General features: G+C 64.5%; 13 protein-coding genes. 3 read left to right on the forward strand and 10 right to left on the reverse strand.

The genetic code is table 11. The features are described 5' to 3' along the window. Positions 1-32: 32 nt before the first annotated feature. The 4 genes from WJU18_RS09805 to WJU18_RS09820 form a co-directional block, all read right to left on the reverse strand. Positions 33-1,001 (reverse strand): tripartite tricarboxylate transporter substrate-binding protein, encoded by a 969-nt coding sequence (locus WJU18_RS09805; RefSeq protein ID WP_423459890.1) that lies wholly within the window; start codon positions 999-1,001, stop codon positions 33-35. A 58-nt stretch (positions 1,002-1,059) separates the two neighbouring features. Further along, the gene (locus tag WJU18_RS09810) at positions 1,060-2,487 is read right to left on the reverse strand and encodes an amidase (RefSeq protein ID WP_423459891.1); all 1,428 of its coding nucleotides are present in this window, start codon (positions 2,485-2,487) and stop codon (positions 1,060-1,062) included. After that, a complete protein-coding gene (locus WJU18_RS09815; RefSeq protein ID WP_423459892.1) occupies positions 2,484-2,879 on the reverse strand; it encodes a RidA family protein in 396 nt (131 codons plus the stop codon). The genes WJU18_RS09810 and WJU18_RS09815 overlap by 4 nt, the downstream gene beginning before the upstream one ends. A 172-nt stretch (positions 2,880-3,051) precedes the next feature. Continuing rightward, complete coding sequence (locus WJU18_RS09820) at positions 3,052-4,821, reverse strand: ABC transporter ATP-binding protein/permease (protein WP_423459893.1); 1,770 nt, start codon at positions 4,819-4,821, stop codon at positions 3,052-3,054. Between the two features lie 252 nt (positions 4,822-5,073). Here WJU18_RS09820 and WJU18_RS09825 point away from each other — a divergent pair, with 252 nt between their 5' ends. After that, on the forward strand, positions 5,074-6,387 hold the full coding sequence (locus WJU18_RS09825; protein ID WP_423459894.1) for an MgtC/SapB family protein: 1,314 nt from the start codon (positions 5,074-5,076) through the stop codon (positions 6,385-6,387). On the opposite strand, the gene WJU18_RS09830 is transcribed toward WJU18_RS09825, so the two are convergent. The 6 genes from WJU18_RS09830 to WJU18_RS09855 all read right to left on the reverse strand — a co-directional run bounded on the left by WJU18_RS09830 (position 6,381) and on the right by WJU18_RS09855 (position 12,705). After that, positions 6,381-7,607 (reverse strand): DUF1501 domain-containing protein, encoded by a 1,227-nt coding sequence (locus WJU18_RS09830; protein WP_423459895.1) that lies wholly within the window; start codon positions 7,605-7,607, stop codon positions 6,381-6,383. The genes WJU18_RS09825 and WJU18_RS09830 overlap by 7 nt on opposite strands. 34 nt (positions 7,608-7,641) lie before the next feature. Then, on the reverse strand, positions 7,642-9,138 hold the full coding sequence (locus WJU18_RS09835) for a DUF1800 domain-containing protein (RefSeq protein ID WP_423459896.1): 1,497 nt from the start codon (positions 9,136-9,138) through the stop codon (positions 7,642-7,644). 80 nt (positions 9,139-9,218) lie between these two features. Further along, complete coding sequence (locus WJU18_RS09840) at positions 9,219-9,626, reverse strand: EF-hand domain-containing protein (protein ID WP_423459897.1); 408 nt, start codon at positions 9,624-9,626, stop codon at positions 9,219-9,221. Next, positions 9,623-10,564, reverse strand: coding sequence for a 5'-nucleotidase (locus tag WJU18_RS09845; protein WP_423459898.1), 942 nt, complete (start codon positions 10,562-10,564; stop codon positions 9,623-9,625). The genes WJU18_RS09840 and WJU18_RS09845 overlap by 4 nt, the downstream gene beginning before the upstream one ends. An 18-nt stretch (positions 10,565-10,582) precedes the next feature. Further along, on the reverse strand, positions 10,583-11,803 hold the full coding sequence (gene gspF, locus WJU18_RS09850) for a type II secretion system inner membrane protein GspF (protein ID WP_423459899.1): 1,221 nt from the start codon (positions 11,801-11,803) through the stop codon (positions 10,583-10,585). Positions 11,804-11,901: 98 nt separating this feature from the next. Continuing rightward, positions 11,902-12,705, reverse strand: a complete 804-nt coding sequence (locus tag WJU18_RS09855; protein WP_423459900.1) for an IclR family transcriptional regulator — start codon at positions 12,703-12,705, stop codon at positions 11,902-11,904. A 163-nt stretch (positions 12,706-12,868) separates the two neighbouring features. On the opposite strand from WJU18_RS09855, the gene WJU18_RS09860 reads away from it, so the two are divergent. Beyond that, a complete protein-coding gene (locus WJU18_RS09860) occupies positions 12,869-13,870 on the forward strand; it encodes a Bug family tripartite tricarboxylate transporter substrate binding protein (RefSeq protein WP_423459901.1) in 1,002 nt (333 codons plus the stop codon). Then, a complete protein-coding gene (locus WJU18_RS09865; RefSeq protein ID WP_423459902.1) occupies positions 13,867-14,694 on the forward strand; it encodes an SDR family NAD(P)-dependent oxidoreductase in 828 nt (275 codons plus the stop codon). Before WJU18_RS09860 ends, WJU18_RS09865 begins: the two co-directional genes overlap by 4 nt. The last annotated feature ends 23 nt before the right edge of the window (positions 14,695-14,717 follow it).

The following is a 14,717-nucleotide window of genomic DNA, read 5'->3' on the forward strand; positions in this document are numbered from 1 at the left end:
TCCCAGCCTGCCCCTGCCGCCGCTCTCCTTGGCTATTCCGTGCTGAAGCCGGAAGCCTTGACGATGGGGCCCCAGCGGGCGAAATCGTCGCGGATGCCTTGCGCCAGGGCAGAGCCAGGAGCCGAATCGGCATTGGAGCCGAGTTTCAGCAGCGCTTCCCTGACTTCCGGCGTTTGGGCGATCTTGAGGGAAATCGTTTCCAACTGCTTGACAGTGGCGTCGGGGGTGCTGACCGGCACGAAAAAGCCCGTCCACTCCAGATCGTCGAACTCGTTGTAGCCCAGCTCCTTCAGCGTGGGGACGCCAGGAATCATCTCGCTGCGCTTGGTGCCGTTGATGGCCAGGATCTTGACGCGCTTGCCGTTGTATTGCGCCATGTCGGCGATCGGCAGAATGGCTGCCGCGACCTGGCCTCCCAGCAGGTCTTGCGTGAGCGGCGCGGCGCCACGATAAGGCACGGAGGTCAGCTTGGTCTTGGTCAGCTCTCCCAGCCGGTAGCCCACGAATTGAGGCAGGCTGCCAGGGGCGGGCACGCCGTAGTTGGAGTGCTTCTCATCGCGGCGGGCCAGTTCCAGCCATTCTTTCAGGCTGTTGGCGGGGCTCGAGATCGGCACCGTGATGGTTTCATTGAAACTGGACAGGCGCACCACCGGCTTGAAGTCCTTCAAACTGTCGTAGCGCACGCTTTTCATGGTCAGCGGGGCGGTGACCATCATGTGGGAGGTGCCCAGCATCACGGTGAGCCCATCGCCCGGCTGGCCTTTCACGTAATCGGCAGCGATGGCACCGCCCGCGCCCGTGCGGTTGTCGACCACTACCGGCATGCCCAGCTCCGCCTTGAGCTTGTCGCTCAGGGTGCGGGCCAGCACGTCGGCCGAGCCGCCTGCGGGAAAGCCGACCACCAGGCGCAACGGGCCGCGGCTGGTGGGAACCTGCGCCCAGGCCGGGCCGGTGGATGCCAGCGGAATCAGGGCCGAAGCGAGTAGTTGACGCCGTTTCATGGAGTGGTCCTTTTTTGATGTAAGGAAGTCGGGATTTCATCGGGCTTCGCGCTTCATGTCACAGCGGCGCGGTGCGCTGGAACCAAGGCCAGGCGCGCTCGATCTCGGCGGCCAGTTGCAGCAGGGTGGCGTCCTCGCCAAACCGGCCGACCAATTGCACGCCCAAGGGCAGCCCCTCGGCTGTCCAATGCAGAGGCAGGCTGATGGCTGGCTGGCCGGTGGCATTGAAGGCGCCGGTGAACGGGCAGAACGCCGAAGCGGCTTGCTGGAACTCATTCAGAGAAAGGGCTTGGGTAGACAGGGTGCCCAGGGGAAGGGGAGGCGAGGCCAGTGTCGGTGTGAGCAGCACGTCCACGGTCTGGAAAAAGCGCCCAATCCGCCGCACTTCCTGGTTGATGCGGGTGAACTGGCTTGCATAGTCCACTCCGGTGACCTTCTGGCTCAGGCGGATGGCCTCCCAGGTCACGGGCTCCAGTTCGTCCTCGCGGGCGGCGCGCCCGAGCACGGCCTCCCGCGCCCGCAATTGGGCAGCCAGGCCGGTCAGCAGCAGCAGGCCTGTGGCGGCGCTGAGAGCGCCAGCGTCGAAGTCGGGCGCACCGGGTTCCACCACATGGCCCAAGGTTTCGAGCCGGCGTGCCGTTTCCAGTACCGCAGCCTCGCATTCCGGGTGCGAGGGCTGCTGGCGGAAGGTGTGCGAGGTAAAGGCGATCCGCAGCCGGCGGGGCGGCCGGTTGAGGAGCGCCAGAAACGATTCGGCAGGCGGGGGCGTGAAGTAGGGCGCGCCCACATCGGGGCCTGCCGTGGCATCCAGCAGGGCGGCGCAGTCGCGCACCGACCGCGTGACGGCATGCTCGTGGCTAAGCCCGTGCGAGGCCTCGCCTCGGTGCGGCCCGGTAGGCAGCAGGCCCCGCGTGGGCTTGAGGCCCACCAGGCCATTGCACGCCGCGGGTATCCGGATGGAGCCGCCGCTGTCGGTGGCGTGCGTGGCCGGCAGGATGCCGGCAGCCACGGCGGCAGCGGCTCCGCCGCTGGAACCGCCAGCGATACGGGTCAGGTCCCAGGGGTTGCGGGTAGGGCCGGCCAAGGCCGTCTCGACGGAGGGGCTCATGCCGAATTCGGAAGACGCGCTGCGCCCCAGAATTCTCAAGCCGGCTTGCCGCAGCCGGGCGACGGTTTCGCTGTCGAAGTCCAGCCGCTGGTCCGCGAACAGCCGGCTGCCGTGGGTCAGCGGCATGCCGCGCACGGGGGCGTGCAGATCCTTGATGAAGTAGGGCACGCCGCCGAGCGGGCCGGCTGCGGGTGCTTGGCGGGCCTCCGCCACGGCGGCTTCGTCGAGGTAGGTGATGGCATTGACCTGCGGGTTGACGGCCTGCAGGCGGTCCAGGGCCGCGTCGAGGACTTCATGCGGCTGCAGTTCCTTGCGCCGGATCGCCTCGGCCAGGCCCACGGCATCGAAGGCGCGGTATTCGTCGAAGCGCAGGCTCATGTGCGCTCACCCACGACGGCCATGGCTTCGATTTCCAGGCGGCTGCCCAGCGCGAGCTGCTTGGCGCCGAAGGCGCTGCGGGCGGGGTAAGGCTTCGTGAAAAAGCGGGTGTAGACCGCATTGAAAGCCGGCCAGTCCGCCATGTCGGCCAGCATCACCGTGCACTTGACCACGTCGCGCATGGAGAAACCGTGGTGTTCCAGCGATTGCTGGATGTTGCGCAAGGCTTGCTCGGCCTCGGCTTCGATGCCGCCCGGAGCCAGCTGCAGACTGTCGGGCAAGGTGCCCATCTGGCCCGAGAGGTAGAGCGTGTCATCGACACGCACGATTTCGGAAAAAGGTAAGCCCAGGCGGAGAAAGGCTGGCGAGTTGAGGTGTTGAATACGCGGCATGTCTCTTGGTTGTTTTTTAGAATGGTCTGCCAGGATGCTTGTCTCTTTTAGGCAGAAACGCAGACTCTACGCAGTCCTTGGCATTTCAACAAGCCTCTTTCTCTTCCGTCATTCCCGCCTGCGCGGGAATGACGAGTGTGGCGATCAAAGTTCAGGGATGGTGAAAGAATGCTCAGGGCGGCGTCATGGCCCAGCGCCGGTCGTGGAACTCGGTCACCGTGGGCCGGTGTGCAATGGAGATCATCGCTCCTCCAGCCCGCTCGGTCATCTGCCGCAAGCGCCCATACAACGTTTGCTCCGCAGGCACGTCGAGCGCACTGGTGGCTTCGTCGGCCAGCACCCAGGCAGGTTTTTTCAGCAGTACACGGGCGATCGCCAAGCGCTGCTGCTCGCCGCCGCTGAGTTTTTGTGTCCAGTTGTCGGATTCGTCAAGGCGCCCGGCGAGTCCGGGCAGCAAGGCCTGCTCCAGGGCTTCGCGCAGGGCGTCGTCGGTATATTGGGAGGCCGGTTCGGGATAGGCCAGCGCGTCGCGCAGCGAGCCGTCGGGGAAATAGGGACGCTGGGGAATGAACATGGCGTCGCGCGGCAGGGCGACTTGCCCGCGCGCCCAGGGCCAGATGCCGGCGAGCGCGCGGAACAGGGTGGATTTGCCGCTGCCTGAGGGGCCCTGCAGCAGCGTGTGCTCCCCGGGGGCGGCGCGCAGGTTGGCGTCTTTCAGCAGCGTGGCGCCAGTGGGCAGCCACACGGTCAACCCATGCGCTTCCACCGCGCCTGGGTTTTCGTCTGGCCGCGCAGGCTCGATGCTGCCCTGTTGCTGCCTTTGCCGCGAAAGCGTGGCTTCGAAACTCGTCAAGCGCTCGGTGGTGGCGCGCCAACTGGCCAGGCTGTCGTAGTTGTCGACGAACCAGGAGAGCGCAGTCTGCACACGGTCGAACGCACTGGCGATCTGCATCAGTTCGCCCAGTTGAATCGCTCCACCGAAAAAGCGCGGCGCGGCGACGATCATGGGGAACACGGTGGCAGCCTGCCCGAACAAGTTCGTGAAGCCGACCAATTGTTTCTGCTTGGCAATCAGTTTCAGGTAGTTCGCCAGGACAGAGGTAAAGCGCGTATCCAGATTGCGGTTTTCCAGGGCTTCGCCTTTGTCGAGCGCAATCGATTCGCTGTACTCGCGCACCCGCATCAAGTGATGGCGAAAATCAGCCTCGCGTTTTTGTTGCTCGAAATTCAAGCCGATCAAGGGCCGGCCAATGTAATGGGTCAGCACGGTACCGACCCCACAGTAGAGCAGCGCCATCCAGACCATGAAGCCCGGAATGGTGAAGCTGCTGCCCCCCAGGCTGAAAGAGAAGCTCCCGGACAGTGACCACAGGATGCCCACGAAGCTCACCAGGGTGACCACGGCGTTCAGGAACCCCATTGTCAGGCCGACGGTCTGGGCGGTGAACAGGTTGACGTCTTCCTGCAGGCGCTGATCGGGGTTGTCGGGCACGTGCTGGCCCGCTGCGGGCAGCCCCGCTGCCGTCTGGGGTTGCGTGGCCGCCTCGGTGTAGCGCGCCAGCTCGATGCGGTAGAAGGCATGGTCCTTCAGCCAGCGGCTCATCATGTGGCGCGTCATCCAGGCGCGCCAGCGTACCTGCAGCAGTTGGGCAATATAAAACCGGTAGACCGCGATGACGATGAAGATCATCGCCAGATAAGTGAAGCGGCCCAACTGCGACCAGAACACCGCCTGGTTCTTGTTCTGCAAGGCATCGTAGAACACGCGGTTCCACTCGTTGAGCTGCACCAGCATGTAGACCGCGCCCAGATTGAGCGCGATCACTGCCGCCAGCATGCTCCGTGCCCGCCATTTTTCTTCTGACTGGAAGTAGGGCAAGGACAGATGCCAGACTTGGCGCAGGAAGCCTCTGAAGCGGGAGAGTTTGTCAGACCAGTTCATGGAAAGAGCCGCGATGGGCGGCCAGGATCGTGGAGTTGCCATGCTAACGGGTGGGCCGCGGTAGCCGGGACACTGCCGCGTTCAGGCAAGCGGCCTATACTTGTTTTTTGTGTCTTTTTTGTTGCAGGGCCGCTCCCAAGACAAAAAGCACCCCCACGGGGGGCAGCAGACCATGCGAAGCAGGGGAGCATAGGGGCAATTTTTTGTGACAAAGCAAAGACATCGCACCATGTGCTGGGAGGATGGGCTGGCATGCCGAATGTAGTGGTAGGGTTGCCTCAGGCCGAGTGGCCGTATGCGCAGATTCTGGTGAGGCTTGCGCTGGGGCTGGTTCTGGGCCTGTTGATCGGGTTGGAGCGCGAGCGGCGCGGCAAGGAAGCAGGGCTGCGCACCTTCGGCTTCATAGGCTTGCTGGGCACGATGGGCGGGGCGCTCGGTCCGGCTTTCGCGCTGGGCACGCTGGGGCTGACGGCCATGCTGGCGGTGATCTTGAATGTCTCGTCGCTGCGCAGCGGCCAGGGCACCGAGTTGACCACTTCCGCGGCCATGATGGTGACCACCATGGCAGGCATCATGTGCGGGCTGGGCCACACGATTTCACCCGCCGCCGTCATGGTGATCGCCACCGCGCTGCTGGCCTGGAAGGAACGGCTGTCTGATTTCTCCATGGGCATCTCGGAAGGCGAGGTGCGCTCGGCGCTGCTGCTGGCCATTCTCGGGATCGTGATCTACCCGGCATTGCCGGAAGGCCCTGTAGGGCCATGGCATTTGATCGAGCCGCGAGCGGCCTGGGTCACGGTGATCCTGATCGCTGGCATCGGCTTTTTCAACTATGTGCTGTGGAAGCTGTACGGTACGCGCGGCACCGAGCTCTCGGGATTTTTCGGCGGCCTGATCAACAGCAATTTCACGGTGATCGAGCTTTCCAACCGCGTGCGGGAAGTTGGGACGGCGTTCGTCGGCACGGCCTACCGCGGTATCTTGCTGGCCACCACGGCCATGGTGGCGCGCAATGCCACCTTGCTGCTGATCCTTGCCCCCGCGGCGTTGGTGGGGGCCTTGGGCGCCTTCGCGCTCATGCTGTGCATGAGCGCGATCATGGTGCTGCTGAGCATGCACCGGCGCCGTTTTCAGGCCGCCGGCAGCGCCCCCGAGATCAATCTGGACATGCCGTTTTCACTACCGCAGGCCTTGAAGTACGGCGCCATCTTCTTGATCCTGCATGTGCTGGGCGCGCTCACGCAGCGGCAGTTCGGCGATTCAGGTTTTTACTTCATCAGCGTGGTGGGCGGATTGCTCTCGAGTGCGAGCGCGGTGGCGGCCGCGGCGGCGCTGGCGACGCAGGGCAGTATCGAGCCGACCACGGCGGGCATTGGGGCTGTACTGGCTTCTTTCACCAGCATTGCCTTCAGTTTGTCCTTCGTGCTGCGCACGCGCGATCAGGCGCTGGTGCAGCGGCTCGCGGTCTCCATGGTGTTGATCGCGATCGCCGGTGTGGTGGGGTTGCTGCTGGGCCACCTCGTGCAGCCCTGGGTGGCGCCGCTATTGGGGCGGGTGATTCATTGATTCTTCACGCGCGCCGTATGAGTCCGTCGAGCTGAGGATCCCAGGTGGCGCCGGGCAGGACGGCGGCCAATTGGCTGTCGCGCAGGCCGAAGCACCTGTGCCAGCACGGCACGAAAATCATGATGTACGGGCAGATCGCGCTTTTCATGCAGCTCGGCCGACGCCAGGCCTGTCCATTGCCCGTGCCAGCGTCCGCCATTGATGCGATTGCCCAGCAGCCAGAGGGCGTTCCCATGGCCATGATCAGTGCCTCGGGTGCCGTTTTCCGACAGGGTGCGGCCGAACTCACTGGCGATGACGATCGCATCACCGTCTTCGCTGAAATCGCGCCGCAACTGCATCAGCGCGGCGCCGAGCTTGCGCAGGTTGCCGGCCAGTGAACCGGTGGCGGCGCCTTGGCCGGCATGCGTGTCCCAGCCGCCCGCCGAGAGAAAACCGATGCGTAGCTTCCGTTCTTGCCGCATCAATGCTCCGAGGTTGCGTGCGTCGTTTTCCAGCGCGGCGGCGGGGGCGGCGCCGTTGTCAGCGGCTTGCATCTCGCGGCTCAGCTCTTGTGCGGTTTGCAGCCGACTCTCGGCGCCTTGGCGAAAGGCGGTGGAGAGCGCGTCAGGGCCGTCGTAGAGGGCCATCAAGGCTTCGCGTGTGCGTGGGTTCTCCAGCGCACCGGCGCGTTGCGCGGCCTTGCCGCGCGCCACCAGCTTAACGGCCTGCGGGCCGGCCAGAATGCGCGGGTTGGCTTCACCGACGCCAATGGCCCGGGCTGAACCGTGGGCACCACCCAGTCCTGCCAGGGTGTTGAGCCAGCCAGACACTTCGCTGGTCCGGCCGGGACGCGCGGTCTCCCATTGATACTGCGCGTCGAAATGGGAGCGCGTGGGATCGGGCGAGCCAGCCGCCGGCACCACGCCCAGCACACCTTGCTGCCATAGCGGGAGGAGGGCGCCCAGCGAAGGGTGGAGCCCGAAGCGGTCGTCAAGCCGGATCGTGGTCTGGGCACTGCCGTCCGGCGCGGCAATGGCAATGCTGGGCCGGGCGCGCCCGTAGTCCGGGTCGGCCCAAGGGATGAAGGCCGAGAGGCCGTCGTAGGCGCCTCGCAGAAAGACGACGATCAGGCGGCCGTCTCCACGCGCGGCAGGCATGGTCTGCCCCCAGGCATGCGGCATGGTGGCCAGCGTGGCGCCAGCAAGCAGGGTGCGGCGGGTCAGGACGGAAGTGGTCATTGCGGGCCTTCCATTGAGGAGTGCGCTTTTGCTTTTACTTGGCCATGAAGTCGGGGCTGGCCAGCAGCAGGCCGGCACGCAGCCTGGGCGGCTGTGCATCGATCCTCTGCATGGTGGCCGGTTGTATGAAGGGCGTGAGGTAGTCCAATGACGGCTCGCGGCGGGCGACCGCCATGGCATAGTCGGCACGGCGGGCCAGAGCTTCGGGCGCCAGCCAGGTGGCAGCATCGGATTTGTAGCCGTCTGGTGTGGACCAGCGGTGAATGCCTTGGCCGGCGCCATTGAGGGCGCCCAGTGCCTGATTGATTCCGCGGTCATCTTGGGCCCCGCCCGCGGCGGTCAGGACCGAGCAGACATAGTCGTAAGGGGTCTTGAACAGCTTGTTGGCCGGGTCCCAGAAGGCTGGCGAGGCTGCCAGGGTTCGCATGATCGCGCGCAGATCACCCTGGCTGGATTCGAAGCTCCGGGCCAACTTCTTCACCAGGGCGGGCGGTGGTTCGTCGGCCACGAACCACTGCGCCAGCCTCAGGGCGATACGCCGCGCCGTGGCCGGTTGTGCTGCCAGCAAGCGGATGGCGGCGATGCCTTCTTCTTCGCCTTGCAGCGGCTTGGCGGAGACGAAGGTCTGACCCAGCAGCGTTTTGGGTTGCGCGTCATGCAGCCGCGGGGCGAAGCGGAAACCTTCGGGCTGCTGAGGGGCTACCGTCCAGCCGGTGAGTATGCGTGCCAACTCATGCACATCCTGCTGGGTATAGCCACCGTGTACGCCCAGCGTATGCAACTCCATCAGTTCGCGCGCGTAGTTTTCATTCAGGCCGCGGCGCTGCTTGCCTTGGATGGTACCGTCGGCGACGCTTTGGGCTTGGTCGAGGTAATAGAGCATGGCCGGGTGGCGGCTGCTGGCAAGCAGCAGTTCATCGAAGCGGCCCAACACATGCGGACGGATGGCGTTGAGCACATAGCTGCCCACGAAGGGTTTGACGGAGCCCTTGTCCGCCGAGACGTTGAGGTGATTGAACCAGAATTCGGTCAGGCGTGCCAGCAAGGGGTTTTCGATATCGGGGCGGCTGCATGTGGTCAGTCGCCACGCGGCGGATTCGCGGGCCATGCGGTTGCTGTAGGCGAGGCGGGGATCATCGGCGGGCATGGGCTGCGCGGAAGGCGCGGACATGGGCGGTGCCGAGACGGAGGCTGCCTGCTCGTCTGCGCGTTTTTCACGGCGTGCCGCTTGCTCAGCCCGGTAATTGGCAAAGATCTCCGGCAGCGGCGCGTTGAATTCGGCAACGGCTGGTTCGAGCTGAGCAGGGCGTCGGCTCGCGGCAAGCGCCTGATCGATCTCGCGCAGCGCCCATGCGCGCGGCCCGCCGGCTCGCTGCACCTGCGCAACCAAGGCTGGCGTGGGACCATAGCCGAGGCGGGAAAGCGCGCGCCATGCATCTGCATCGGATTGGCGGGTTTCTGCTGCGGCACTGCCCAGCAAGCCCAGGCAGGCGAGAATGGCGGCCGCACATGAGCCCAGGAGCCGGTTCATAAGTATTCCGTTGGAAAAGGGTTCCAGGATGTCCCAATACAACGAGCCGCGGGAGGAGATCGGCGACGGTCTTACAAAATTTACTGTGTGGAAACGGCGCCGGATGCGGAATCCTGGTTGCGTTGCTCCTTCAGGCGGCGTGCTTCGCGCTCAGCACGGCGCTGATCCGCCAGGGCGCGAATTTCATCCTGCGTGACATAACCATCGTGGTTGGCGTCAGCGGCCTTGAATTCTTCGGCCAATGCGGGCCTGATGCGGGTGATCCAGGCGACTTCGTCTTTCGACAGGACACCGTCATTGTTGGTATCCAGCATGCGGAACCAGCGGAGGGCTTGCTCTTCACCCTTGTTGGCAGGTGCTTGCTCTGAGGCGGCCGAGGCTGGTGCGGCGGCGGATACGGCCGGTTTTGATTGGGCCAGCACCTGACTGCTGAAAGCCACACAGGAAAAAACGACGAAGGTGGTAACGACGGATGCTTTGAAACTCATTCAACTTTGGTCTGTGCCAGCGCGGTCAGTTCCCGCGCATGGCCGGGGTTTGTAACACCGCTGGCCACATGACCGGCTGGCACATGGCGCGCGGCGTGCTCGATGTGGCCTGTTTGGTCGTCGAAGAAGAAATCCGGTTCGAATTCGCGCAGGAATTCACCCTTGGGCAGGCCGCCCAGGAACATGGCTTCGTCCACCCCCACGCCCCAGTGCATCAGCGTGCGAATGGCGCGCTCGTGCGCGGGTGCGCTGCGCGCCGTGACCAGCACGGTACGGAGCCGCATGGCGCCGCCACTCGATTGTTGCAACCGGTGCAGCGCCGAAAGCAGTGGCTTGAAAGGCCCATCCGGCAGCGGCAACGCGGCCTTGCGTTTTTCATGTGCCTGGAAAGCGGCGAGGCCTTTTTTCTGGAACACTTGCTCGGCTTCATCGGCGAACAGCACGGCATCGCCGTCGAAGGCAATGCGGACTTCATCCGCATGGTTGCCCATGGCTTGCGCCGAATCGGTCACCACACGCGCAGCCGGAAAGCCAAGGCTCAGTGCTTGCCGCACATCCGCTTCATTGGCGGAAAGGAACAGGTGCGCGCCGAGCGGGCGCAGATAGCGGAACGGATCGCGGCCCTGCGTGAAGACACCGCGCTCCAGTGAGATGCCGGCCGCCGCCGCGCTGCGGAACACACGCATGCCGCTCACCGGATCGTTGCGTGAAAGGATCACGACCTCTACCCGGTGCTGACCAGGTTCGTTGAAGGCGAGCAGCTTGCGCACCAGCGAGAACGCCACGCCCGGCTTGGCCGGGACGTCGATGCGCTCAAGCTGGGTGCGCATATACGCAGCGGCATCCCCGGCTTCGAACAGCCGGTTCTCCTCCTCGAAATCGAAAAGCGCGCGCGAGGAGATGGCGACGACGAGTTGATCCTGAAGCGACGGTGGCATGGTGGAAACGGGGTTATGTTATTTGACCCACTGATTGAGCTGAATGATCGGCAGCATCACGGCCAGAACGATCAACATCACGACGATGCCCATGGCGACAATCAGAAGCGGCTCCAGGATGGTGGCCAACTGCATGGCGCGGCGCTGCACTTCGGCAGAGAGCTGATTGGCCGCGCGCTGCAGCATGATGGGCAACTGGCCGGTCTGCTCGCCCAGGCGGGCGAACATGGACAATAGGCCAGGAAAGCGCTTTTTCTGCGCCATGGCCGAAGCCAGCGGCGCGCCTTCGCGCACCAGCACCAGGGCGTCTTCGGCGTCGGCGCGCATGGCGGTGTTGTTCAGGGTTTCGGCGGCCGCTTGCAGGGCCCTCAGGATGGGCACGCCCGATCCTGCCAGCATGGCCAGGGTACTGGCAAATCGCGCTGAGTTGTAGCCGCGCGCGAGCCGCCCGACGACGGGCAGGTTCAGCCAGGCCGCATCGAACTCCTGGCGCAGCAGCGGCCGCGCCAGCGCCCACTTGGTGAAGGCCGCCACGAGCACCACGGCGCCCAGCATCCACCAGCCCCAGTTGCGCACGAAATCGCTGATGGCCAGCATGGCCACCGTGAGCCATGGCAAGGCGTGCTTGGTGCCGGCGAACACGGTAGCCACCTGGGGCACGACGTAGCTCACGAGAAAGATCACGATCACGATCGCCACCACGGTGACGATGGCGGGATATAGCGCTGCGCCGATCAACTTGGCTTTCAGGGCCTGGCGCTCTTCCAGGTCATCGGCCAGGCGCTCCAGGACGGTCCCCAGGTGCCCGCCTTGCTCGCCCGCCGCGATGACGGCGGTGTAGACCTGCGAGAACTCGCGCGGATGCTGCATCATGGCCTTGGCCAGCGGCGAGCCGGCGTTGACCTCGGAGCGCAGGGCGGCGATCAGGTTGCGCTGCTTGTCGTCTTCGGCTTCGTCGGCCAGCGCGGTGAGAGAGCGCTCCAGCGGCAGGCCGGAAGCCACCAGCCCGGCGAGCTGGCGTGTCCAGATGGCCAGTTGGGTGGAACTGAAGGTGCGGCCGCCGATGATGGGTTTCGACAGGAGCCCCGCCGCTCCGCCATCCGCCACTGGATCAACACTGAGCGGCACCAATGCCTGCCCGCGCAAAAGCGAGCGGGCCGACTTGGCGGTGTCGGCCTCGATGACACCCTTGCGGGTCTTGCCGTCGGCTTGAAGAGCCTCGAAAGTATAGGCGGGCATGGGAGTATGGTAGCGGCTCGGACGGAGGTTTTCGTGAAGCTGCGCCGATGGCGTGTACGCGGATCGCGGCGCTCGGGGTTGATCCGGCTTGTCCGGGTTCAGTCCACGCTCTCATGTCCGCCGGCATCGATTTCTTCCGCGATGATTTCTTTCCAGGCTGCGATACGGGACTCGGTGACCATGGTGGCATGGACAGCGATGCTGATGGCGAGGTGCGGTGCGCCTTGGGCGCTGGGCAGGGCACGGCCCATTCCAAAGCCGCCCTCCACCACGGTGCCCTGGCTGATCGCGAAGCCGCTGCGGCGTGCCAGCGCGGCGGCGCTGCGCAAATGCTCCGGGCTCAGCCTTGGGTAGCGCGTCAGGCTGGGGGCAATGGACTGAATGATGCGCTCTGTCTGAGCCGGATCGAGTGCGGCCAGCAAGGCGGTGGCACCTGCGCCCACACCCAGCAAGCGGCGCTGGCCAACATCCACGGGGACGAAGCGCACGACGGCATTTCCGTCGACCTTGACCAGGCACACCGCTTCGACACCGCTGCGGCGCATCAGGTACGACGTGACTCCCGTGCGTCTCGCCACCGCTTCCACGGCATGGTGCCAGCGGCGCACATCTTCAGCGCCCACTGTGGGCGTGAGGCCAAGTTCATGAATGAGCGGGCCCATCCGGTAGAGCCGGTCGGTCGCGCGTTCGACAAAACCTTCTTCGACCAGGCAGCCGAGGATTCGATGCACGGTGGACCGTGGCAGGTCCATGCGCCTGGAGACTTCCGCCAGCGTGCTGCCGCCGGCATTGGCCTGTGCGATGGCTCGCAGGATGCCGGCGGCACGGCGTACCGCCTGGGTGCCATCCGCGTGCTGCGGTGTGGCGGCCACGGCGGGCTGCTCAGATGCGGTTTTCTTCATATGGCCGCATTATGGAACATATGAATTGTGTTTTCCCTTGCTTTTGCGATCTGCTGTTTCAGTTTTTGAGAGAGGTAAATAGAATTTTTGAATTCCAGATGCATTGAGCTGTATGGCCATGCATCAAAAAATATGTTCCATAATTTGAAACAGGAGATATGCCGTGTCAGATAAACAGATCCGCCGCTCATCCGCATCTCCGCGCCGCCGCTGGCTCGCGCGCACGGGTGCGGCATTTCTGGCGCTCGCTGGACTTTCGGCGAGTGCTTGGGCGCAAGCTGATTTTCCGAACAAACCTCTGCGCCTGGTGGTGCCCTTCGCGGCTGGCGGTTCGGACGTGATGGCGCGTGCTTTCGCAGAAAAACTGGGGGAAGTGCTCAAGCAGCCCGTGATCGTGGAAAACAAGCCCGGCGGTGCCGCCATCATTGGATCCAGCTATGTGGCGCAGGCGCCGGCTGACGGCTACACCATGCTGTGGCTGGGCGGCGGTAGTCTGACACCCGTGCTCATCAAGGACTTGAAGTTCGACATTCTCAAGTCGTTGAAGTCGGTGGTGAGTATTGCGCGTGGCGGCATGACGCTGATGGTTCCTGGCTCCATGCCCGTGCATAACTTCGCCGAATTTCTGGCCTATGCCAAGGCCAATCCAGGAAAGCTGAATTACTCGCACACCGCGGGCAGCATCTTGCTGTCGACAGAGATGCTCAAGTCCAAGGCGGGCTTCGAGGCCGTGGCCATTCCCTACAAGGGCTCCACGCAAGTGGCTGCGGCGCTGATGGCCAATGAGATCCAGATGGGCATCGACGTGCCGGTTTTCTATCTCGGCATGATCAAGACCGGCAAGATCAGGGCGATCGCGCACGGCAGCCAGGAGCGTTCGCCTTCGTTGCCCGATGTGCCCACGCTGGCCGAAGTGGGCGTGAAAGACCTTGTCTTCGCGTTTTCCTATGGCATCTGGGCACCGGCGGGAACACCTGATGCCATCGTCGAAAAACTCAATGCCGCCTACAACGAGGTCCTCAAGGACCCATCCATCCGGGAGCGCCTGGCGCAGGCGGGCGTAGTACCTGTGGGTGGGGGCGCCGGCGTGCATGCGAAGGCGGTCAAGGCCGAGCAGGATATGTGGGCCTCAGCCGCCAAGCAGATTGGCTACGAACCGCAATGAGGGCGCCGAATCTGTTCTCGCTCGCCGGCAAGACGGTGGTGGTTACCGGTGGCGGCAAAGGCATCGGCCGAGGTATCTCGGAAGCCATGGCGCGCCACGGTGCCAACGTCGTGGTGGCTGGCCGCTCCTTCGAAGCGCTGGCCGATACCGCTGAGGCGATACAAACCCTGGGCGCATCGGCGCTTGCCGTGGCGGGCGACATCACCCGGACAGCAGACCGCGAGCATCTCATTGCCGCCACGCTGGAACGCTATGGTGCCATCGACGGCTGGATCAACAATGCGGGCAGCGCCAGCCCATCCGACGTCGGGCCGCTCGATGAGGTTGGGGAGGCGCAATGGGATCGCGTGCTCGATCTCAATCTCAAGGCCGCATTTTTTGCCGGGCAAGCTGCCGCGCGGGCCATGGTCTGTGGGGGCTCCATTATCAATATCACCTCGCGCAGCGCTTCCTATCCGAATCCGGGCACCGGCCATTACGGAGCCGCCAAGGCAGCGATGGAAAACCTGACGCGCACCATGGCGGCGGAGTGGGGCCACCGGGGCATCCGCGTCAATGCGGTGGCGCCAGGCGTGGTGTTGACTGAGGAGCTCGCGAAAACGTTCAACTCACCCGGGCGCATACGCCGCCAGGTGGAAACTGTGCCGCTGCAGCGCCTCGGACGGCCCGAGGACATCGGCCCGTTGTGTGTCTATCTGGTGAGCGATGCCTCGGCCTGGACCAGCGGGACAGTGATTGGCGTCAACGGCGGCAGTTTTGTGCCCATGGGCTATCTGAGCTATTTGGCCAAGGTTTACCGCGACGCGGAGCCTGCCGCTATCTGATTTCAAGGAAACCAGGATGGATT

This window comes from Ottowia sp. VDI28, from assembly GCF_049532675.1.
Classification (GTDB): Bacteria; Pseudomonadota; Gammaproteobacteria; order Burkholderiales; family Burkholderiaceae_C; genus Ottowia.

Coding starts and splice junctions, on each gene's coding strand:
- WJU18_RS09805 (WP_423459890.1), bottom strand. CDS start 1,001: ATGAAACGGCGTCAACTACTCGCTTCGGCCCTGATTCCGCTGGCATCC.
- WJU18_RS09810 (WP_423459891.1), bottom strand. CDS start 2,487: ATGAGCCTGCGCTTCGACGAATACCGCGCCTTCGATGCCGTGGGCCTG.
- WJU18_RS09815 (WP_423459892.1), bottom strand. CDS start 2,879: ATGCCGCGTATTCAACACCTCAACTCGCCAGCCTTTCTCCGCCTGGGC.
- WJU18_RS09820 (WP_423459893.1), bottom strand. CDS start 4,821: ATGAACTGGTCTGACAAACTCTCCCGCTTCAGAGGCTTCCTGCGCCAA.
- WJU18_RS09825 (WP_423459894.1), top strand. CDS start 5,074: ATGCCGAATGTAGTGGTAGGGTTGCCTCAGGCCGAGTGGCCGTATGCG.
- WJU18_RS09830 (WP_423459895.1), bottom strand. CDS start 7,607: ATGACCACTTCCGTCCTGACCCGCCGCACCCTGCTTGCTGGCGCCACG.
- WJU18_RS09835 (WP_423459896.1), bottom strand. CDS start 9,138: ATGAACCGGCTCCTGGGCTCATGTGCGGCCGCCATTCTCGCCTGCCTG.
- WJU18_RS09840 (WP_423459897.1), bottom strand. CDS start 9,626: ATGAGTTTCAAAGCATCCGTCGTTACCACCTTCGTCGTTTTTTCCTGT.
- WJU18_RS09845 (WP_423459898.1), bottom strand. CDS start 10,564: ATGCCACCGTCGCTTCAGGATCAACTCGTCGTCGCCATCTCCTCGCGC.
- gspF (WP_423459899.1), bottom strand. CDS start 11,803: ATGCCCGCCTATACTTTCGAGGCTCTTCAAGCCGACGGCAAGACCCGC.
- WJU18_RS09855 (WP_423459900.1), bottom strand. CDS start 12,705: ATGAAGAAAACCGCATCTGAGCAGCCCGCCGTGGCCGCCACACCGCAG.
- WJU18_RS09865 (WP_423459902.1), top strand. CDS start 13,867: ATGAGGGCGCCGAATCTGTTCTCGCTCGCCGGCAAGACGGTGGTGGTT.